The 20,161-nt window shown below is 36.1% G+C and carries 20 protein-coding genes and 1 riboswitch; of the genes, 7 read left to right on the top strand and 13 right to left on the bottom strand.

What is annotated here, in order from left to right; all coding sequences use genetic code 11:
• Positions 1-3: 3 nt before the first annotated feature.
• Positions 4-996 (bottom strand): potassium channel family protein, encoded by a 993-nt coding sequence (locus AC3WTI_RS19310; RefSeq protein ID WP_142286713.1) that lies wholly within the window; start codon positions 994-996, stop codon positions 4-6.
• A gap of 95 nt (positions 997-1,091) precedes the next feature.
• On the opposite strand from AC3WTI_RS19310, the gene AC3WTI_RS19305 reads away from it, so the two are divergent.
• The 3 genes from AC3WTI_RS19305 to AC3WTI_RS19295 all read left to right on the top strand — a co-directional run bounded on the left by AC3WTI_RS19305 (position 1,092) and on the right by AC3WTI_RS19295 (position 3,936).
• Positions 1,092-2,375, top strand: a complete 1,284-nt coding sequence (locus AC3WTI_RS19305; protein WP_144488447.1) for a purine/pyrimidine permease — start codon at positions 1,092-1,094, stop codon at positions 2,373-2,375.
• A 236-nt stretch (positions 2,376-2,611) separates the two neighbouring features.
• Positions 2,612-3,433 carry a Cof-type HAD-IIB family hydrolase gene (locus AC3WTI_RS19300; protein WP_144488448.1) on the top strand — a complete coding sequence of 274 codons (822 nt, stop codon included), beginning with the start codon at positions 2,612-2,614 and terminating at the stop codon, positions 3,431-3,433.
• Positions 3,434-3,642: 209 nt separating this feature from the next.
• Entirely contained in the window at positions 3,643-3,936 is a 294-nt protein-coding gene (locus AC3WTI_RS19295) for a DUF3817 domain-containing protein (RefSeq protein WP_000953389.1), read from the top strand.
• Between the two features lie 38 nt (positions 3,937-3,974).
• Here AC3WTI_RS19295 and AC3WTI_RS19290 read toward each other — a convergent pair whose 3' ends face one another.
• From AC3WTI_RS19290 to AC3WTI_RS19270, 5 genes are read right to left on the bottom strand one after another with little or no spacing between them, the layout of a single operon-like run.
• The gene (locus AC3WTI_RS19290) at positions 3,975-4,652 is read right to left on the bottom strand and encodes a uracil-DNA glycosylase (protein WP_098904128.1); all 678 of its coding nucleotides are present in this window, start codon (positions 4,650-4,652) and stop codon (positions 3,975-3,977) included.
• Between the two features lie 19 nt (positions 4,653-4,671).
• On the bottom strand, positions 4,672-5,664 hold the full coding sequence (locus AC3WTI_RS19285; protein ID WP_087959130.1) for a DUF2705 family protein: 993 nt from the start codon (positions 5,662-5,664) through the stop codon (positions 4,672-4,674).
• Positions 5,657-6,574 (bottom strand): ABC transporter ATP-binding protein, encoded by a 918-nt coding sequence (locus tag AC3WTI_RS19280; protein WP_098904129.1) that lies wholly within the window; start codon positions 6,572-6,574, stop codon positions 5,657-5,659. Before AC3WTI_RS19280 ends, AC3WTI_RS19285 begins: the two co-directional genes overlap by 8 nt.
• On the bottom strand, positions 6,571-7,452 hold the full coding sequence (locus AC3WTI_RS19275; protein WP_142286711.1) for an SGNH/GDSL hydrolase family protein: 882 nt from the start codon (positions 7,450-7,452) through the stop codon (positions 6,571-6,573). The genes AC3WTI_RS19280 and AC3WTI_RS19275 overlap by 4 nt, the downstream gene beginning before the upstream one ends.
• Before the next feature lie 10 nt (positions 7,453-7,462).
• On the bottom strand, positions 7,463-8,440 hold the full coding sequence (locus AC3WTI_RS19270) for a LacI family DNA-binding transcriptional regulator (RefSeq protein ID WP_144488449.1): 978 nt from the start codon (positions 8,438-8,440) through the stop codon (positions 7,463-7,465).
• Between the two features lie 98 nt (positions 8,441-8,538).
• Here AC3WTI_RS19270 and AC3WTI_RS19265 point away from each other — a divergent pair, with 98 nt between their 5' ends.
• Positions 8,539-9,165: a YczE/YyaS/YitT family protein gene (locus AC3WTI_RS19265; RefSeq protein WP_087959126.1), complete on the top strand. Its 627-nt coding sequence runs from the start codon at positions 8,539-8,541 to the stop codon at positions 9,163-9,165.
• Between the two features lie 30 nt (positions 9,166-9,195).
• Here AC3WTI_RS19265 and AC3WTI_RS19260 read toward each other — a convergent pair whose 3' ends face one another.
• From AC3WTI_RS19260 to AC3WTI_RS19250, 3 genes are all read right to left on the bottom strand, one after another.
• Complete coding sequence (locus AC3WTI_RS19260; RefSeq protein WP_087959125.1) at positions 9,196-10,491, bottom strand: homoserine dehydrogenase; 1,296 nt, start codon at positions 10,489-10,491, stop codon at positions 9,196-9,198.
• A gap of 141 nt (positions 10,492-10,632) precedes the next feature.
• On the bottom strand, positions 10,633-11,538 hold the full coding sequence (metA, locus tag AC3WTI_RS19255; RefSeq protein ID WP_144488451.1) for a homoserine O-acetyltransferase MetA: 906 nt from the start codon (positions 11,536-11,538) through the stop codon (positions 10,633-10,635).
• Positions 11,522-12,820: a bifunctional O-acetylhomoserine aminocarboxypropyltransferase/cysteine synthase gene (locus tag AC3WTI_RS19250; RefSeq protein ID WP_144488452.1), complete on the bottom strand. Its 1,299-nt coding sequence runs from the start codon at positions 12,818-12,820 to the stop codon at positions 11,522-11,524. The genes metA and AC3WTI_RS19250 overlap by 17 nt, the downstream gene beginning before the upstream one ends.
• 93 nt (positions 12,821-12,913) lie before the next feature.
• Positions 12,914-13,019: riboswitch (SAM riboswitch) on the bottom strand.
• A gap of 313 nt (positions 13,020-13,332) precedes the next feature.
• Here AC3WTI_RS19250 and AC3WTI_RS19245 point away from each other — a divergent pair.
• On the top strand, positions 13,333-14,565 hold the full coding sequence (locus AC3WTI_RS19245; protein ID WP_087959122.1) for a chloride channel protein: 1,233 nt from the start codon (positions 13,333-13,335) through the stop codon (positions 14,563-14,565).
• A gap of 41 nt (positions 14,566-14,606) precedes the next feature.
• Here the strand turns inward: AC3WTI_RS19245 and AC3WTI_RS19240 are convergent, their stop codons facing one another.
• Positions 14,607-15,302, bottom strand: coding sequence for a YjjG family noncanonical pyrimidine nucleotidase (locus AC3WTI_RS19240; protein WP_144488453.1), 696 nt, complete (start codon positions 15,300-15,302; stop codon positions 14,607-14,609).
• A gap of 106 nt (positions 15,303-15,408) precedes the next feature.
• Between AC3WTI_RS19240 and AC3WTI_RS19235 the strand changes: the two genes are divergently transcribed.
• The gene (locus AC3WTI_RS19235) at positions 15,409-16,080 is read left to right on the top strand and encodes a transcriptional regulator YeiL (protein ID WP_087959120.1); all 672 of its coding nucleotides are present in this window, start codon (positions 15,409-15,411) and stop codon (positions 16,078-16,080) included.
• Between the two features lie 62 nt (positions 16,081-16,142).
• Here the strand turns inward: AC3WTI_RS19235 and AC3WTI_RS19230 are convergent, their stop codons facing one another.
• The 3 genes from AC3WTI_RS19230 to AC3WTI_RS19220 form a co-directional block, all read right to left on the bottom strand.
• A complete protein-coding gene (locus AC3WTI_RS19230; RefSeq protein ID WP_087959119.1) occupies positions 16,143-16,769 on the bottom strand; it encodes an FMN-dependent NADH-azoreductase in 627 nt (208 codons plus the stop codon).
• A 192-nt stretch (positions 16,770-16,961) separates the two neighbouring features.
• On the bottom strand, positions 16,962-17,609 hold the full coding sequence (locus tag AC3WTI_RS19225) for a response regulator (protein WP_087959118.1): 648 nt from the start codon (positions 17,607-17,609) through the stop codon (positions 16,962-16,964).
• Between the two features lie 20 nt (positions 17,610-17,629).
• Complete coding sequence (locus tag AC3WTI_RS19220; protein WP_087959117.1) at positions 17,630-19,201, bottom strand: GAF domain-containing sensor histidine kinase; 1,572 nt, start codon at positions 19,199-19,201, stop codon at positions 17,630-17,632.
• A gap of 133 nt (positions 19,202-19,334) precedes the next feature.
• On the opposite strand from AC3WTI_RS19220, the gene pdxK reads away from it, so the two are divergent.
• On the top strand, positions 19,335-20,159 hold the full coding sequence (pdxK, locus tag AC3WTI_RS19215) for a pyridoxine/pyridoxal/pyridoxamine kinase (RefSeq protein WP_087959116.1): 825 nt from the start codon (positions 19,335-19,337) through the stop codon (positions 20,157-20,159).
• Positions 20,160-20,161: the final 2 nt, after the last annotated feature.

The raw sequence follows: 20,161 nt of genomic DNA, 5'->3' as shown, positions 1-20,161 counted from the left end.
TTTTCACCTCTTACTTTGTAGTTCTTTCTCAAATTGTCCCAGCTTCTCTACTGAACCAAATACTATTATCATATCATGTTCTTGTAGTTTTTCCTGCCCCGTTGGATTATGTATAACATTCCCATTTCTCAAAATCGCTAAAATTGTTACATCAAATTGATTTCTCACATCACTCTCGAGTAACGATTTACTAGCTAAAATAGAGCCCTCGCCGACTGCAATTTCTTCAATTACAAATGACTGCTCCACCCCATACAGTACTGTATCAATATAATGAACTGTTAGCGGATTCGCAATACCTTTTGCAATATGAATTCCTGCCATACTAGATGGATTAATGACCTTATTTGCCCCAGCCCTCTTTAATTTGTCTTCGGTTTCTGGCTTTTCTGCCCTCGCTACAATTTTAATTGCATCATTTAATCCTCTAGCTGTTAATGTAATAAATACATTTTCAGCATCATTTGCTACGATAGCAACTAAACCTGCTGCCTTTGAAATACCGGCCTGATGTAACACTTGGTCTTCTGTTGCATCTCCGTGTACATACAAAAGTTTTTCCTTCTCCAATATACTTTCATCTTTATCCACGACAACAAATGGAATGTTCTTTTCTTTCAATTCATGTACAACTTGAAGCCCGACTCTACCACAACCACATACGATAATATGATTTTGTAACTGCGCTATTTGTTTATCCATCTTCTTCCTCCGCACTGCGTGAAATAAATTCCCTTCAATAATCATTGCTGCCACTACACCAATTGCATACGTAACGATACCGACACCAACAGGTATAATAAGAAGTGCAAATACTTTCCCCGCTTGCGTTACAGGAACAGCATCTCCGTATCCAACAGTTAATACCGTAATCATCGTCATCCAAAATGCTTGAAACAAACTAATCTCTTCAATCGTCATAAATCCTAACGTTCCTAGAATTACAACAAAGGTCATACATATAACTGCTATCCATAATTGCTTACGTGCATTCATATTGTGTTTCAACTCTTTTCTCTATCTACAATCTTTGCCAGTGGAAATGAAATACATATATACTAGATACGGAATCTATGAAAGAGGTTGATATAATGAAAACATTTCTTTCCGCCTTACAATGGGCGCTATTTATTTTAGCTGGGAGCCTTATCGTACCAATTAGCGTCGCAACCAGTTACGGTCTCGATGGCGCTGAAGCTATTGCATTCGTACAAAGAACATTATTTGTTCTTGGTTTTGCTGGCCTACTGCAAGCTCTATTTGGGCATAAACTCCCTATTCAAGAAGGTCCTGCGGGACTTTGGTGGGGGATTTTCTCCCTTTATGCAAGTTTAGGCGTCGTATTATTTGGATCAAGCAATGAAACGCTTAAAGTCCTTCAATATGCCTTCCTATTAAGCGGAATCATTTGTATTATTCTTAGTGTTTTTGGACTTATCGATAAACTAGTTCGCTATTTTACACCGACAGTCATTGGAACTTATTTATTTCTTCTTGTCGCACAACTTAGTGGGTCCTTCTTAAAAGGAATGTTCGGTCTTGACGGAAAACATACGGAAGTACAAGCTGACGTATTTATTCTATCACTGATTGTTATTTTACTATCCTTTTTCATCATGAAGCTACCTATTATTGGACAATATTCAGTTCTTTTCAGTATCGTCTGCGGCTGGATACTATTCGCATGCTTCGGATTATCTAATCCAGTAACGCCTGTGACAGATATAATCCGTTTTCCGTCTCTATTTGTTTTCGGAATGCCTCGTATTGAATGGAACATGGCCATTACGGTCGTTTTCGTTACACTATTACTTCTAACGAATATGTTAGCGAGTATTCGTGTTGTGCAAAAAGTTGTTTCTAAATATGAAGAGAATGCTGCACCAGATCGTTTCAAACAAGCCGGTATTATAACAGGAATCAATCAATTGCTAGGAGGTCTTTTTTCAGCTATTGGACCTGTCGCTATTTCTGGATCAGCAGGCTTTATTGCAACGACTAATATTTATAAACGACTCCCATTTATGTTAGGGTCAAGTTTTATTATTCTCGTTAGTATATTCCCGAAGATTACTTCATTCTTTGCGGCGATACCTGTCGCAGTTGGATATGCTGCCATTTACCCTGTATTTGCAAGTATGATTGGTCTTGCTTTTCGTGAATATGAAACCGTACAAGATAAAGAACGATTATTTAAGGTAGCGGGCCTTTCAATCTTTACAGGGGTCGGCGTTATGTTTGTTCCAGCGGGAGCATTTTCTACGCTCCCTCCATTTCTAGCATCGTTTTTAAGTAACGGTCTCGTTCTTGGATCTGTAATGGCAATTCTGCTCGAAATACTATTTTCTCGTTCAACAGAAAAACAACCATCGTAAATTGGAAAACTTCCATTATTGCACTCTATCTTTAGAGTTGTTACGATAATGGTAAAGTGAAAACTAATTAGGCATTAGCGGTATAAATTATCATGGGCAAGTTGCTCATGGTAATTTATACTATCAATATAGAACTTCTCCTACTTTCACATAAAGAAGTTCGATGTCTTACTATATATTCCCCAATATCTTCATAAAACTTTATTTCTATTTCAACAAAGAGAGGAATTTTCAATATGACTTATAAAATGATTGTTTTAGATTTAGATGATACTTTATTACGTGATGACCATACTATTTCACCTCGTACGAAAGAGGCACTAATGACTGCACAAGAGCAAGGTGTAAAAGTTGTACTTGCTTCTGGGCGCCCAACGTTTGGTATGCGCAATGTAGCGAAAGAACTTCGTTTAGAAGAATACGGCAGTTTCATTCTATCTTTTAATGGTGCAAAAATTATTAACTGTAAAACAAACGAAGAAATCTTTAGTAGTACGCTATCTCCTGAAATCGTTCACAACCTATTTGAAATTAGTAAAACTGAAGATATATGGATTCATACTTATATGGGCGATGATATCGTAACAGAAGAAAATAATCCTTATACTGAAATTGAGAGCGATATTACTGGTATGCCAATTGTTGTAGTAGATGACTTTAAAGCTGCTGTTAAAGAGCCTGTAGTAAAAGTATTAATGAACAAAGAAGCTGAACGTCTTGTTGTAGTAGAAAAGAAACTACAACAACAACTAGAAGGTCAATTAAGCGTTATGCGTTCTAAACCATTCTTCTTAGAATTTACTGAAGCTGGTGTTACAAAAGGAACGAGCTTAAACAAACTGATTCAAAAACTTGGCATTAAGCGCGAAGAAGTTATCGCAATGGGCGATAGCTATAATGACCAAGCGATGATCGAATTTGCTGGTCTTGGTGTTGCAATGGGCAATGCACCTGATGATATTAAAGAAATTGCAAACTACGTAACAGATACAAATATGAACGATGGCGTTGCAAAAGTTGTAGAAAAGTTCGTACTAAAAAACGAAGTACTTGTTTAATATTTTCATTCATAAAACCTATTTGAAGTCAAATACTTCAAATAGGTTTTTATTTAAATTACCAAGCTTTTGTGACTATATTTTGAACTTTGCACTATTCTCGTAGTGTAAACTTTCTTTTTGTATATAATGAAACAAAATAGACTATTTTATTTTGAAAAAGAATACAAATTTACTATATACAAGCATACGTTAAAGGAGGCTGCTTCATGTTATCTACACCAATCGGACGATTAAGAGCAATCGGCTTAATTGAGGGGATTTCTTTCCTATTACTATTATTTGTAGCAATGCCATTAAAATATTTTGCTGGATTTGCGACAGCTGTTAAAATTACAGGTATGGCTCATGGTGTTTTATTTATCCTATTCATCTTTGCGGTAATTCAAGTAACAATCGTACACCGCAAATCAATTGCATGGGCACTTGGGGCATTTGTTTCATCAGTTATCCCATTTGGTACTTTTGTACTAGATGCTAAATTAAAGAACGAGCAACAATAATAAAAAGGTAGTTAACGACTGTTAACTACCTTTTCTATTTATAGGTTTGGAATTTCCCAATTAATTTCTCTCTCACCCATATTAGCTAAAATCGTATTTACTTTAGAATATGGTTTACTCCCAAAGAAACCACGTCTTGCTGATAGTGGGCTTGGGTGTACAGATTCAATAATATGGTGCTTCGTAGTCGTAATTAGCTTTTTCTTCGTCTGTGCATGACGTCCCCACAATATGAAAATAACTGGCTTTTCACGTTCATTTAATAGCTCAATTACGCGATCTGTGAAATGCTCCCATCCTTTCCCTTTATGAGAATTCGCTTCACCTTGTCGAACTGTTAGTACAGTATTTAATAATAAAACTCCTTGCTCTGCCCACTTTACTAAATAACCGTTATTCGGGATTTCATAACCATATTCATCTCGAAGTTCTTTATACATATTTAGCAAGGACGGTGGTGTTTTAATACCAGGTTGTACTGAAAAGCTTAAACCATGTGCTTGATCCGGCCCGTGATATGGATCTTGTCCTAAAATAACGACCTTTGTATTTTCATAACTTGTATATTCTAGAGCGTTAAAAATATCTTCTGCTTTCGGATAAACAACATGTGTGCTGTACTCTTCTCTCAAAAAATTAGCTAAAGTAAGATAGTATTCTTTCTCAAATTCCGGTGCCAATAATGGGCCCCAATCATTTTTCAAAACATTTTTCATGCTTTCACTTCCCGTCCAATTAATTCACCATATCCTGCTTTGTAAATACTACAAACGAAATAATTAGGGACACAACGGCCCATACAGTTAAATTCATTAAAGAAAATCCCATCGATAACCCTTGTAATGCAGGTAATTTTCCTGATAGATAATCTGTTAATGATAAATTCACACTGAAAATATATTTCGCGCCTTCCCAAGATGTTGCGAATGAGCTTAAAATACCACCTGCAATTAGTGCGGCTAACATAACGCCCATACCAGCTGGTGTGTTTCGAATTAAAACAGAAACCATAAAGGATATCGTTCCGACAACAATAGCAACAAACCAAGCTAGTCCATACGCCATTAATACGTATTGCCACTGCGGAATAAGATGTACAAAATTTGTATTTAACGTTTCCTTATCAATAACGAACCCTGTTAACACAGGTAGATTCCATCCTGAGTACCCAAACACAAGCCCGGATAATATGTAAGCAAATACACCTACAAGGAGCAGTATGAGTGAAATGAAAAATAACATCGTTACGTACTTACTAAGTAGTATTTTCCAGCGCCTGATCGGCCGCGTAAGTAGCATCTTCATCGTTCCATCACTTCGTTCTCCTGAAACAATATCAATAGCGACAATCATTACGAGAAGCGGAATAAACAATGTAATTCCTTGCTCAATAAACGCCCTTACAAAGGTTGGCGCACCGGGTGCCATTGGGTTAATATCATGATCTAAATAATATTGTTGTTGCTCCACTCTTACCTTTAACCAATCGCGCCATTCTTCTGGTAATCTAGAGTTGTTCAAGCGGTTTTGAGAATCAACAATTTGTTGTTGCAGCGAAACCTTCCAATCCGTTGTACCGAGTCTTTTTTGTGTCGTTTCTATTTCACGATACTGCGCATACACGAAAAGCGGGATTAAGATTGCTAAAATAAGCATGACAACAAAAATGCGCTTCTTACGATAAATTTTCTCCGATTCATTTAAAACTAAATTCGCAAATTCACGCATGCTGCTCACCCCTTGTGAGTTCAATAAATAGATCTTCTAGCGTAAATACAAGCTCCTTAACACTATGTACATCTATCTCGTTTTCTACAAAATGTTTATTCCAACTACTTATAGATGCGATATTCATGCGGCATAGTAATCGATCACCTTCTATACTCACTTCTCTTACTTCTTCAGCATCTTCTAGCATATCCTTTGCCCTAAGAATCGGTGTAACAATCCATTCTACGCGGTCACTTGCTGTTTTAATTAACTCTTCAACCTTAGCAACTGTTATCATTTTACCTTTATGAATAATCGCCACACGATCGCATATCATTTGTACTTCGCTTAGCAAATGACTTGAAATAAAAACACTCATATTTTCCTCTTTCACAAGCTTATGTATAAATTCCCTAAGTTCTCTAATTCCAGCTGGGTCTAAACCGTTTGTCGGCTCATCTAATATGAGCAATTTAGGGTTTCCAAGAAGTGCTTGCGCAATACCAAGACGCTGTTTCATACCGAGTGAGTATGTTTTTACCTTATCGTGAATTCTTTCATCCAAATGAACCATTTGAGCAATTTCAATAATACGTTCATCTGATATACCGCCTAACATACGGGCAAATTGTTTTAAATTTTCCCATCCCGTTAAATATGTATACAGTTCTGGGTTTTCAACGATACTCCCAATTTGACGCATCGCTTCTCTGAAATTTTCCTTAATAGAATAACCGCCGATAGAAATCGTACCTTCTGTTTCTTTAATCAATCCAACTAACATTCGAATGGTAGTCGTTTTTCCAGCGCCATTCGGTCCTAGGAAGCCAAACACTTCTCCTTGTTTTACATCGAAGGAAATATTCTCTACAATCGTCTTCTTTCCAATTACCTTCTTCACGTCTCGTACGGAAAGTATCGTCGTCATTTTACCCCTCCTTGTTCTAGCTTTAATTTACTTACAACATTTTGAACTAATCGGTCTGCCATATATGTATACCCTACTTCATTTGGATGGAAATGATCAGAGTATAATAAATCTTTCCCGCGGTTTTGGAATAAATCAAATGTCGGTGTAATATACACATTTTTATCATTTACCGCTAATTTTTCTAAAGATGCGTTCCAGTCTACAACAATATTTGAAGACCCTTTTAAATCTTCTACATCTTCAAAAGGATTATATAAACCTAGCCAAAAAATAGGGCTATCTGTATTTAACTTACGAATTTCTTCTATAATTTTCTTCGCTTCATTCTGGAATGTTTCCGTATCAGGACGATATGTTTCTAAATCTATCTTTCCAAGCGATTCCCACCCTGGAAATAAATCATTTCCTCCAATCGTTAAAACGATTACATCCGCTTGCTTAATTGAATATTGAGCCCCACTACTCTCCATTTGTTTTAATAAGTCCGGCATTTTTGCTCCACTAACAGCTAAGTTCGTTAAAGCAACCTTTTGCTTATAATCTTTTTGTAAATCTTCTTTCATCCGTCCAATATAGCCAATTCCTTCTTTATCACCAACACCTCGTGTTAATGAATCACCTAAACTAACGATTTGTAACGTTCCCGTTTTCTTTTTCTCTTTTGCCACTACATCGGTCTTTTTAACTAAATTTGAAGCTTTTGGATTTAATACATCATTTACACCTGAAACAAAGCCATATGCAAATAAACAGAAAGATGCAATTGTAATGAGTAGAATTATTTTTACTACTTTTGATCTCATATCAAAACCCCTTTTAGCCCTCATAGATTGTCCATAATTATACCAAACGCCATTTTGAAAAGCGATTTTCACACCTTATCCATTATGTTGTTTCTCTACGTACTAGTTCTGGTAATAACTCTACGTGCTTTATATCGATTTGCTCATCATTAATCTTTTCATATAATAATTCAAATGCCGTTGCACCAACATTTTTACTACAATATGAAATCGTCGTAATCCCTAAAATATCTGCCACATCTTGATCATCACAACCGATAATTGTAATATCTTCTGGCATACGAATTCCTTGTTTTTTTGCTTCCGTTACCATTCCCGCCGCAATATGGTTGCAAGATACAAGAAACGCTGTTGGTTTTACTGACATATGGGCCCATTCCCTAATTACATTACGCCCATCTTCCACTGTAAAACAGCCTTTAAACTTCCAGTCCTCTATCGGTGTTACAGCAATCTGTTGAAGTGAATCTTCATATGCTTGTTTTCTTCTCTGACTATTAATGCTATTACTTCTTCCAATGCAATACCCAATACTTGTATGTCCCGCATCTATTAAGCTTTTCATTCCACGCGAAAACACTTTATAGTAATCAATATGCACACTCGAAATGAAATTCGAGTCGATTTCTTCGCACATAACAATAGGGCCGAATTTCGTATATTCTTCAAGCTTTTCCTTACTATTTGCCCGTGAACATATAATAACCCCATCAAGTTTTTTCATTTTTAACATATTCAAAATTTCTAATTCTCTTTCCTCACTATAATTCGTCTGACAAAGCATCATATTATAATTATTCTTTGCTGTTTCCTTTGATATTCCTTCGATAATAGCGCTATAATATTGATCATTTACGTGTGGTAATAACACGCCAATGACATTCGTTTTTCCTTTCACTAAATGAATTGCATTCACATTTTGCGTATAATTTAATTCTTCTATAATTGCTAAAATTTCTTTTCGTTTCTGTTCATTCACATATGGATGATTATTCAGTACACGTGAAACAGTTGAAACAGATACCCCAGCAAGTTCAGCAATCTTTCTTATATTCGTCATCCCATTTTCCCCTTCCCTGCAAAAATTCTCCCTTGACCTGGTAAGCTTTCCACAATATATCCTTTCCTAGCAAATACATTTTGAAAGGATATACAACTATGCTTCGGTTCAAATTAGAATATATATTTTTCATTGGTGGTCTACTCACTCTCGCCATCGGCATTAATATGATGACGACAATTACCTCCTTTGGACTTAGCCCTTATGATTCCTTCTTTATTGCACTATATCAAAATTTCGGGATAAGTATCGGTTTTTGGATTTTCATGATTAACTTTGCTTTTACCCTTATCGTACTCTTTTGGAATAAAAAACAAATTACAATTGGTACAATTGTAACAATGGTTCTTATTTCTCTTTTTGTTGATTGGATTGGTTCCCTTACAACTATTATGGACGCTATCCGTTCTCTTCCAAAATATATAACACTTGTTTTTGGAAATCTATTCATTGGAGCCGGTATTGGTCTTTACGTCTCTACAAATCTTTGCGCAGCACCTCAAGAAGCTTTCGTTTTAACAGTTGCTGAGAAAAAGAAATGGACATTTAGAAGGACAGAAATTTCGTTAGCATTCTTATTTTTAACATTAAGCTTCTTATTAGATGGACCTATCTATTTTGGAACAATCATTTTATCCTTTACAACAGGCTGGATTATCCAAGCATTTATTCAAGTTGGTACGAAGATTTTAAATAGAAAAGAGCCTATTAAGCAAGCTGCTTAATAGGCTCTTTCTGTTTTATGATACGAGATGCTACTTAGCATCCCCTTCAATTCGATAATTTGCTTTCAAACAATCTATTTCTTCATACGATTGCAATGTATGTAGAATATAATCATAATCAGCAAGAGACGCACGATGCGTTACAATTACAATTTCAGCCTTCCCTTTCTCTTCAAGCGGCATTTGAATAATCTTTTCAAAGCTAACACCACGCTCAGAGAATAACGAAGTGATTTTTGCAAATACACCAATTTCATCTTTTACATGAAGTCTTAAAAATTTCTTCACAACAATTTCGTCTGGCTCTTTTAATACCTTTTTATACTGCGGTGATACTGCACTATTTCCGTTTACACCTAATCTAATATTTTGCATGACAGCTACTAAATCTGAAACAACAGCTGTTGCTGTCGGTAAACTTCCTGCACCCGGTCCATAAAACATCGTTTCTCCAACTGCTTCCCCATACACATATACAGCGTTATATTCATTTTGTACGGCCGCAAGAGGATGTGTATTTGGAAGTAGTGTCGGTTCGACTGTAACCTCTAATTTTTCACCATCTCGCTTCGCAAGACCGATTAATTTAATCGTGTATCCTAAACTCTTACTGTATTCAATATCTTCTTCTGTAATAGAAGTAATACCTTTTACCTTCACATCTCCAAGCTCTACATTTGTAGAGAATCCAAGAGTAGCCAAAATCGTCATTTTTCTTGCTGCATCTAAACCTTCTACATCTGATGTTGGATCTGCTTCTGCAAATCCAAGTTGTTGGGCTTCTTTTAACACGTCGTTATATGCTCTCCCTTCATCTGACATTTTCGTCAAAATAAAATTTGTCGTCCCATTTACAATTCCCATTACTTTCGTAATAAGATCTGAAGAAAGTCCTTCTACGATACTTCGTAAAATCGGAATCCCTCCGGCTACACTTGCTTCATAAAACAAATCGGCTTTATTATCTTTTGCTACCGCTAAGAGTTCCGCTCCATGTAACGCCATTAAATCTTTATTAGCAGTCACAACATGCTTCCCGCTTTGTAAGGCTTGTAAAATATATGCTTTCGCATCATCAATGCCACCCATTACTTCGATGACAACGTCAATATTCGGATTATCTAAAATTTCATTTGCATTTTGTGTTAATAAAGTAGAAGGTACCTCTACTTCTCTCTCTTTTTCAATATTTTGTACTAGTACTTTCGTTACTTTCACAGGACAACCTACTTGATGTATAAGTCGCTCTTGATGATCTGTAATGATACGAACTACACCGCTACCAACTGTCCCAAGACCTAATAAACCAACTTGAATTTCTTTCATATTACTGTCCACCCCTCAAAAATTGTGTTTAGATGAAATTATATGAGTAAAAAATCTGAAAAACAATGTTTTTTGAACATTCGGAAAAATAAAGATTAATCATTACAAAGAAAACGTTGCCACGTGTTACACAATCTTTTTTTATAATACATAAGGGGTTTCTTGATACACGTAATAATTCAGCCAATTAGAGAATAATAGATTCCCATGGCTCCTCCACCTTACAAGCGGTTTCTCATTTGGATTATTAAGCTTAAAGTAATTTTTTGGCACATCAATATTTAACCCTCTGTCACGATCTCGTTCGTATTCTTGCTTTAACGTATCACAACTATATTCACTATGACCGAGCGCAAACACTTGTCTTCCTTCTTGCCCAATAACAAGGTGGACACCGGCTTCCTCAGAGTTTGCTAATAATGTTAACTCTGTCACCTCTTTAATATCACTCTCTCGTACTTCTGTATGACGAGAATGCGGGGCGAAAAACAATTCATCAAATCCTTGTAACAATTTCACATGTTGCTCACGGACTTCATGTTCAAATACACCGAACATTTTCTCCTTAAGAGGATACTTTGGAACGCCATAATGATGATACAAACCAGCCTGTGCTCCCCAGCAAATATGCAGCGTAGATGTTACATTCGTTTTTGAATAATCCATAATGCGTTTAAGCTCTTCCCAATAATCTACCTCTTCAAAAGAAAGAGTTTCAACTGGTGCTCCTGTAATAATAAGTCCATCAAATTTCTCATTCTCAATATCACGGAATGTTTTATAGAAGCTCGTTAAATGTTCCTGTGCTACATTGCGAGACAAATGTGATTCCATATGAAGTAAATGAACATCTAATTGCAACGGTGTGTTGCCAATTAAACGAAGTAATTGCGCTTCTGTTTCTTGCTTTGTAGGCATTAAATTTAATATAGCAATTTTCAATGCCCGTATATCTTGTGTTTCTGCTCGCTCCTTCGTCATTACAAAAATATTTTCCTCCTGCAACACTTTGCGAGCTGGTAAATCTTTATCAATTATGATCGGCATGTTCTTTGCCTCCGACTAGCGCTGCTTCTAAATCTGCAATAATATCAGAAACATCTTCTATACCAACTGATAAACGAATTAAATCTGATGTAACCCCAGCTAAATGCTGATCTTCAGCACTTAATTGTCTATGCGTTGTACTAGCAGGATGTATAACACAAGTTCGTGCATCCGCCACATGCGTTACGAGAGTTGCTAGTTTTACATTTGCGATAAATTCTTTCGCTGCTTCTAATCCTCCCTTAATGCCGAATGTTAAAACACCACTAGCACCTTTCTTCAAATACTTTTGTGATAACGAATAATTTTCATTACTATCTAATCCCGGATAATTCACCCATTCAATACGTTCATGGTTAGCAAGCCACTTAGCAACTGCAAGAGCATTTTCACTATGACGCTCCATTCGTAAATGCAGTGTTTCTAAACCGATATTGCTAATATACGCATTAAATGGGCTCATACAGTTTCCGTAGTCTCTTAATAATTGAACACGTGCCTTCACAATATAAGCTGCTGCACCAAAATTTTGAACGTAACTTACGCCGTGATAACTTGGATCCGGTTCAACTAGTTCAGGATATTTCCCGTTTGTCCAATCGAAGTTCCCTCCGTCAATGACAATGCCGCCTAAGGAACTCGCATGACCATCAATATATTTCGTCGTAGAATGAACGATAATATTTGCTCCATGTTCAAACGCTTGGCATAAATAAGGAGTTGCTAATGTATTATCCACGATAAAAGGCACTTCCAACTCTTTCGCTGCATCTGAGAATTCTTTGAAATTTAAAACGTTCATCGCCGGATTTCCTAGCGATTCTGCATAAACGAGTTTCGTCTTATCATTAGCAAGGGCCACAATTTCATCAGCAGTTAAATTTGGATTAAAGAATGTAACATCAATACCAAGCTTACGCAAACTTACTCCAAATAAATTAAACGTCCCGCCATAAACTGTGGAAGAACAAAGCAAGTGGTCTCCGCTACTACAAATGTTTAAAACGGCAAGCATAATAGCAGCCTGCCCAGAAGCCGTTGCAACAGCTCCTACACCGCCCTCTAAATCCGCTAGCTTTTGCTCAAATGCAGCTAAAGTAGGGTTTCCAATGCGCGTATATATATATCCTTCCGCCTCTAAGTTAAATAAGGCCGCTAAATCATCCGAAGTATCATATTTATACGTTGTACTTTGATAAAGCGGTAAAACACGCGGTTCACCATTCTTTGGTGTATAGCCACCTTGCACACAAATTGTTCCTTTTCCCCATGATTCTCCCATCTCTCATTCTCCTTTCTTTTTATACAAAATAAAAAACTGCTCCTTTCCTGAAAACAAGAAAGGAGCAGTTTGAAAACACGCTCTAAAGGCTCTTTCTTATCTTTCAGGATTTATTACCTGCAGGATTTGGCACAATTCCGTTATACGGCTGTTGCCAAGGTTTCATCGGGCCTGTCCCTCCACCTTTTCTTGATAAGACTATGCAATTACCGTTGATTTTATAGCAATAATTTCCTAATGTCAATCGGTTTTTCTGAATGTTCTAAATTAATTATGGGGAATTTAACATGCATAACAAAAGAAATATATTCCATATCCATGTGAAAAAGACCTTTCAAAACCCCTGATTCCTATATAGAATTAAATAAGTAGTTTAACGTATACATTTTAAATTCTCACGAGGCCTCAATATATTGAATAAGCCAACCCCTCAAAAAGATACTATACATATTCATTCCAAAGTAGCATATTTAATCCTTTTAACATTACAACTTACATAACGGAGGTATAACATGACAAGCACAAAGGACATGCACTATATACTCGTCCTATACGGCATTCTTTTAGGCTCTATAGTAGGAGCAACAGTCTGGTTATTTTTAGTTACAATAAATATCGGCATTCACTTTATTTGGGAGTACTTACCTACTATTTTCGCTTCTCCCCCTTACTACACTATTTGCGTCACAACTATCGGTGGTATTCTCGTTGGTTTAACTCAAAAGTATTTCGGCACATACCCACGTCTTATGCCAGAAGTGATGAGTGAATATAAAAAAACAGGTAGAATTGAATACCGCTTTGTACATAAAGCTACTTTAACTGCGATTATCGTTTTAATCTTTGGAGCTAGCTTAGGCCCCGAAGCGGCACTTGTTGGCATTATTGGTGGACTTTGTACATGGGTAGGGGATCGTTTTACATTCGCCTTAAAGGGAATGAATGAACTAACAGAGGTTGGAATTGGCGCTACTTTAAGTGTAATTTTTAACGCGCCGCTATTTGGTTATTTAGCTCCAAATGAAAATGAGGGTGACCAAATTAACGAATTTTCTAAAGGAAAAAAAGCAATTGTATATTTAGCTACTACTTTTGCTGGTTTTTCCATTTATTTATTACTTAGTAAATTCGATAATCGCGGGTCCTTTATCGTTGATTTCGGAGAAGGTTCTCTTTCTCTTAACGAATGGATTGCCTTTCTCCCACTTGCTAGTATTGGCGCTATAGTTGGATTCTTTTATTTCAAATTAGAATTCACATTAGAGAAATTAATCCATCCCTTAAAAGAATATAAACTAGCACTTGGTATTATCGGTGGTATTTTATTAGGAATTACAGGAACCTTTCTCCCGTACACGTTATTCTCAGGAGAACATCAATTAAAAGATTTAGTCTTAGAATGGAGCCATTTATCCTTCTGGGTACTACTTCTTTCAGGGATTTTAAAATTATGTATTACTGCCGTTTGCTTAAATACAGGTTGGCGCGGCGGACATATTTTCCCCATCATATTTGCTGGATCTAGTATCGGATATGCTATAGCTTCCATTATCCCGATAGATCCAATCGCTTCGGTAGCCATCGTCACGACAGCAATTTCAAGCTATGCATTAAGAAAACCAATTGCTATAACATTACTATTACTCATGTTTTTCCCACTCAATTTATTATTACCGATGCTTGGAGCGGCAGCGATTGGTAATGCATTTCCTCTTCCTAAAAACAACAAAGCTATAAACGAATAAAAATAGGCAGTAGGGACAGAAGTTCCACTGCCTATTTTGTATTACACACGTTGCTTCAATAATGCATATAACTCTTCAAAATTTTGCACTTCATATGTCGGCACAATCTCGCTATCATTTAATTTCTTTTCTGGATTAAACCAACAAGTATCAATTCCCGCTACATATCCACCTTTAATATCAGCACTTAACGAATCTCCAATAATGAGCCCCTCTTCAGGAACAAAATTAGGAATTCGTTCAAAAACATACTCAAAATACTCTTTCATCGGCTTTTGGAATCCTGTATCTTCAGAAACAAAAATATCTTGAAACAAGGGATGTAATCCTGCATTACGTAAACGTTTATCTTGCGTGTTAGAAATACCGTTTGTCACTATATATAAATCATACTCACTTTGAATTTGACTTATCAATTCAAATGCGCCTTGCATGAGCTGATTTCCTTCTTCTAAGTAGCTACGATAATTATTTTCGAATAATATTCCATCTACCTCTTCCCCGTATTCTTTCAACAAAATCGAAAAACGTGTATTTACGACTTCATCACGATTTAGTTCTCCTTCTTCAAAAGCTTCCCAAAGACTTTTATTAATTTTTTTATATTGCGCTTCAACCTCTCTAGTTAAAGGAATCCCTCTCTCTTCAAACAGCATACGTAACGCCACTTTCTCAGCCTTTTGAAAATCTAACAATGTATCATCTACATCGAATAACAATGTTTTATATTTTTTCATAAGCCCTTCACACTCTCTTTTCTACAAAAATAAATTTACGTAAATCGTATCATTCCTTCTTGTAAACATAATAGGAGATATCTCATACTAAACATGAGGTGAAAACATGAAAGTTAGCAAAAATAGCGAAGAAATCTCTCATTACATGCAAACTTCCAACTTCCATACTCTTTTTTCTTTTAATGTCTTACCGTATGCTGAACTACATTCCTTTCAAAAGAAAGAAAGGATATGTAGGGAAGGCGTTGACGTTCCTTATCTTTATTATTTAATTTCCGGGAAGGCGAAAATCTATATGAGTCATAAGAACGGGAAGGTCTCCTTAATTAACTTTATTCAAGCACCTTCGTTCATTGGAGAATTAGGGTTAATTGGTGTGGAATCCGTTACAAAAACGGTAGAAGTAATTGAAGATTGTATATGCCTAGCGCTTCCTCTTAAAGATTGCCAGCATCTTTTGTTGCAAGATGCTACCTTTCTACAGAAACTATGCAAATTTATCGGCGAAAAAACAATTACCCGAACAGAAAGTTACGCAAAAAATAATAGTTATCCGTTCGAAAACCGGTTAGCGGCATTTATTCTATTAACAGAACAAAATAACAGCTATACAGAAAAACATACCGAGGCTTCGGAATACTTAAATGTTAGCTACCGGCATCTTTTATATGTAATAAACCAGTTTTGCCAACAAAATTATTTAAAAAAAGACGGCAGAACCTATTACATACAAGACAGAATTCAGCTAGAAAAACTGGCCGACGAACTTAAAGTATAAAAAAGTAGCATTAACGTTTATCTGTTAATGCTACTTTTTTCGAGTGACGATTCTATTTTCAATTAAAATTTACTTGCTACTTTAGCTGCTTCTTCAAGGCCAGCTGTAATGATTTCTTCTGCTTTATCTGGGAACTGGTTATGTCCTTCAATAACTACTGTTTCCATATTCGTTGCGCCGAAGAAGCCCATCATGCTTGCTACATATTTAACAGCCATTTCCACTTCTGCTGCTGGCCCTTCAGAATATACGCCGCCGCGCGCATTTAATAATGCAATCTTCTTATCTCCAATTAAACCAACTGGACCTTCTGGCGTATATTTAAACGTTTTACCAGCTCGGTTTAAATAATCAATATATGTGTGCAATACTGCTGGAATCGTTAAGTTCCATAATGGGAAACCGAAAACTACTTTATCAGCTTCTAAAAATTGATTTAAATACTTATCAGCAACCGCTACTGCTTTTGCTTCCTCTTCCGTTAAATCAAATCCTTTACCTGCTTTGAATGTACCATTAATCATATCTACGCCTACATATGGTAATTCTTCTTTATATAAATCAAGTTCTACTACTGTATCATTTGGATGTGCTTCTTTATAGTTTGCTAAAAATTCCTCGTATAATTTCACACTAACTGCTTGTTCCGCTGGGCGATTGTTTGCTTTTACAAATAAAACTGTTGCCATTGTCTTTTCCTCCTACTACTCACTCTTATGTTGTTATATGCTGTCAAAAAAAGGTATCCCTTGTAATTGTTGTTTTGTTGCTTACAAACATATTTTATCTTTATATCAAGACAATTTCTTCCTCACATAGACGTATTTTTCCATAAAAAAAGTCCACCTTCTAAAGGCGAACTAGGTCTTACGACTTTTGTCTTATACAATTCCATTTTTCACTGCATATAATGCAGCTTGCGTCCGATCAGATAAATTCAACTTACTCAAAATACTACTTACATGAGCTTTTACCGTTTTTTCTGTAATAACTAAAACAGAAGCAATTTCTTTATTACTCATCCCTTTTGCTAATAGCTGCAACACTTCATTTTCTCTCGCTGTTAACACATCCACTTGAATAGAAGGTTCTTCCTCCTTTTCTTCTACAGGTAATGTTTGAGAGAGAAGAGCATTTGCTATATCAGGATGTAATTGAATATTACCTTTATATGCGCTCCGAATCGCTTCAACAAGTTGATCCGGTTCTACATCTTTTAAAATATATCCGCTTGCTCCTGCCCTTAATGCTGGTAAAACATGTGCCTGATCAGAAAAGCTAGTTAATACAATTACTTTCACATCCGGGTATTCTTTTTTAATACATCCTGTCGCCTCAACACCATCCATTTCGGGCATATATAAATCCATTAGTACAACATCAGGATGTGTCTCCCCTACTTTCTCTAATCCCTCTTTCCCATTACTTGCTTCTCCAACTAACTCTAAATCTTCCTGTGTACTTAAGAAAAATGCTAATCCTTTTAAAACAACTGTATGATCATCAACTAACAATACTTTTATTTTCACGAACTTCCCTCATTTTCACATCATAATGGTACGTTTATTTTTACACTTGTTCTTTTCTTATCACTTACAATTTTAATTGTTCCACCAACTAATTCTACTCTTTCACGCATCGTAGTCATGCCAAGTGATTTCTTCTCTTTTATATCCTTTTCTACAAAGCCGTTTCCTTGATCGACTATTTCTAATGATACATTCTTCTCCGTCACTTTGAAATAAATCGTCGCTTCTCTAACATTCGCATGTTTACTTACGTTATTTAAAGCTTCTTGTCCAATTCTCCATAGTGCTTCCTCTACTACGCGCGGCAAATCACGAACACCTGTAACTTGTTCCCGGATTTTCAATCCCAAACTTTCACCATAGTGCTTTAAAGCAGGTAATAATCCTTTCTCTAATCCCGCCGGACGCAATTGCCAAATTAAAGTCCTCATTTCTTTTAACGCACCTTGCGATAACTCACGTATCTCATGCAAAGACTGATCTACTTTTTCATTTTTTCCTTTTAAGACAGCTTCAGCGCCTTTCGTCATAAAAGTTAATGAAAACAACTTTTGTGAAACTGAATCATGCAAATCTCTAGCTAAGCGATTGCGTTCTTCCATTCGTACAAGTTCTCGGCGTTTTTCATTTAACCTTAAGTTCTCTATCATTAACGATATATGATTCGCTAACGCTTGTACTACATCTATCGTATTTATATCAAATTCTCCATTATTCGAACTTACACTTAATACGCCAAATATATGATTTTGAATATGTATAGGAATGGAAATAACTGCACGATTAGAATGTACTATGTTCCCAACCTGACTCTTTAATAAAACAGGTTCTTCTTTTTTCAGCGCTTCCTGTGCTGCTAATTTCAAACCCTCTTGCAACTCATCTACCTTATACGAAGCCCTTACAGCCAGTTCATTTTCTTCTTTAATAAAGAATACAACTTGCTCCCATAGAAATAATTCCCCTATTTGCTTTACAATCTCCTCAGGCAATGCATTAAATTTATGAATCGTCCTTAAAGCTTGAATAAAACGTTCTAACTTTACATAATAATGAGCCCTTCTCTTTTCATTTTCATACAATTTTGTACGTTTTAATGCTGTTCCAATTTGGAAAGCAACTGATTGTAATAGCACTAGCTCTTCTTCAGAAAAATGCGTTTTACCTGGGCTAGCCACATTTAATACGCCAAATTCATCTTCCCCTGCTTTTAACGGTACTGTGGCATGATGTACAATCCCTTCTGTATCTCCCCAGTTATATTCAATCGCGTTATTAATTCTCTTACATTCAATAATATTAACTGCTCTCTCTAGTTTCCCTTCCACAAAACGGTGTAAACACCAACAATTCCCCTCGCACATCGGTCGTTTATTTTCAAATCTCAATCCTTCTGGTAACCGGTAATCGATTAATTTCGTATATCTACCATTTTCATCCGCAAGAAATATCCATCCTGTCGTTAAACCTGTTACATTCAATAGTTTTTCCAACACAGCTTGCAGCACGTGATATGTATCATTTGATGTGTTCAACGTCTCTGCAATCTCTTTTAATATAACTAATTCATTTGTACGATTCCCTTGAAACATAATTCGACTCCTACATACAAGATTTAAATAGTCCTTAAAATAAATCATCTACTTTTCACTTTGTACTTATTCGTAACATTGATATAATGGTGAAAACATAGTTTTCATTATATCACTTGAGGGGGCTTTCATAATGACATTGAATAAAGCACTTACTATCGCTGGTTCTGACACAAGTGGCGGTGCTGGTATACAAGCAGATTTAAAAACATTCCAAGAACTTGGTGTATACGGAATGACATCTCTTACGACAATCGTAACGATGGATCCACATAACGGTTGGGCACATAACGTATTCCCAATCCCGGCTTCTACATTAAAACCACAATTGGAAACGACAATTGAAGGTGTTGGCGTAGATGCTTTAAAAACAGGTATGCTTGGCTCAGTAGAAATTATTGAAATGGTTGCAGAAACAATCGAAAAACATAATTTCAAAAATGTAGTAGTTGATCCTGTTATGGTATGTAAAGGTGCTGATGAAGCATTACATCCTGAAACAAATGATTGCTTACGTGACGTCCTTGTTCCAAAGGCATTAGTTGTAACACCAAACTTATTTGAAGCTTACCAATTAAGTGGTGTAAAAATTAATTCTCTTGAAGACATGAAAGAAGCAGCAAAAAAAATCCACGCTTTAGGTGCGAAATACGTCCTAATTAAAGGCGGTAGCAAGCTTGGTACAGAAACTGCTATCGACGTCCTATATGACGGAGAAACTTTTGATCTTCTAGAATCAGAAAAAATCGATACAACAAATACACACGGCGCAGGTTGTACATATTCTGCTGCAATTACAGCAGAACTTGCAAAAGGAAAACCTGTGAAAGAAGCAGTAAAAACTGCTAAAGAATTTATCACAGCTGCTATCCGTTATTCATTCAAGATCAACGAATACGTAGGCCCAACACATCACGGCGCATATCGTAAATTCGTTTCATCAAAAGAACTTGTTTAATA

The organism is Bacillus sp. EB106-02-03-XG38 (genome assembly GCF_058792175.1).
This window is presented reverse-complemented; position numbering and strand designations above follow the sequence as displayed.

Excerpts from the sequence above, each read along its gene's own strand:
- AC3WTI_RS19310 (WP_142286713.1), bottom strand. The coding sequence starts at position 996 with ATGAATGCACGTAAGCAATTATGGATAGCAGTTATATGTATGACCTTT.
- AC3WTI_RS19305 (WP_144488447.1), top strand. The coding sequence starts at position 1,092 with ATGAAAACATTTCTTTCCGCCTTACAATGGGCGCTATTTATTTTAGCT.
- AC3WTI_RS19300 (WP_144488448.1), top strand. The coding sequence starts at position 2,612 with ATGACTTATAAAATGATTGTTTTAGATTTAGATGATACTTTATTACGT.
- AC3WTI_RS19295 (WP_000953389.1), top strand. The coding sequence starts at position 3,643 with ATGTTATCTACACCAATCGGACGATTAAGAGCAATCGGCTTAATTGAG.
- AC3WTI_RS19290 (WP_098904128.1), bottom strand. The coding sequence starts at position 4,652 with ATGAAAAATGTTTTGAAAAATGATTGGGGCCCATTATTGGCACCGGAA.
- AC3WTI_RS19285 (WP_087959130.1), bottom strand. The coding sequence starts at position 5,664 with ATGCGTGAATTTGCGAATTTAGTTTTAAATGAATCGGAGAAAATTTAT.
- AC3WTI_RS19280 (WP_098904129.1), bottom strand. The coding sequence starts at position 6,574 with ATGACGACGATACTTTCCGTACGAGACGTGAAGAAGGTAATTGGAAAG.
- AC3WTI_RS19270 (WP_144488449.1), bottom strand. The coding sequence starts at position 8,440 with ATGACGAATATAAGAAAGATTGCTGAACTTGCTGGGGTATCTGTTTCA.
- AC3WTI_RS19265 (WP_087959126.1), top strand. The coding sequence starts at position 8,539 with ATGCTTCGGTTCAAATTAGAATATATATTTTTCATTGGTGGTCTACTC.
- AC3WTI_RS19260 (WP_087959125.1), bottom strand. The coding sequence starts at position 10,491 with ATGAAAGAAATTCAAGTTGGTTTATTAGGTCTTGGGACAGTTGGTAGC.
- metA (WP_144488451.1), bottom strand. The coding sequence starts at position 11,538 with ATGCCGATCATAATTGATAAAGATTTACCAGCTCGCAAAGTGTTGCAG.
- AC3WTI_RS19250 (WP_144488452.1), bottom strand. The coding sequence starts at position 12,820 with ATGGGAGAATCATGGGGAAAAGGAACAATTTGTGTGCAAGGTGGCTAT.
- AC3WTI_RS19245 (WP_087959122.1), top strand. The coding sequence starts at position 13,333 with ATGACAAGCACAAAGGACATGCACTATATACTCGTCCTATACGGCATT.
- AC3WTI_RS19240 (WP_144488453.1), bottom strand. The coding sequence starts at position 15,302 with ATGAAAAAATATAAAACATTGTTATTCGATGTAGATGATACATTGTTA.
- AC3WTI_RS19235 (WP_087959120.1), top strand. The coding sequence starts at position 15,409 with ATGAAAGTTAGCAAAAATAGCGAAGAAATCTCTCATTACATGCAAACT.
- AC3WTI_RS19230 (WP_087959119.1), bottom strand. The coding sequence starts at position 16,769 with ATGGCAACAGTTTTATTTGTAAAAGCAAACAATCGCCCAGCGGAACAA.
- AC3WTI_RS19220 (WP_087959117.1), bottom strand. The coding sequence starts at position 19,201 with ATGTTTCAAGGGAATCGTACAAATGAATTAGTTATATTAAAAGAGATT.
- pdxK (WP_087959116.1), top strand. The coding sequence starts at position 19,335 with ATGACATTGAATAAAGCACTTACTATCGCTGGTTCTGACACAAGTGGC.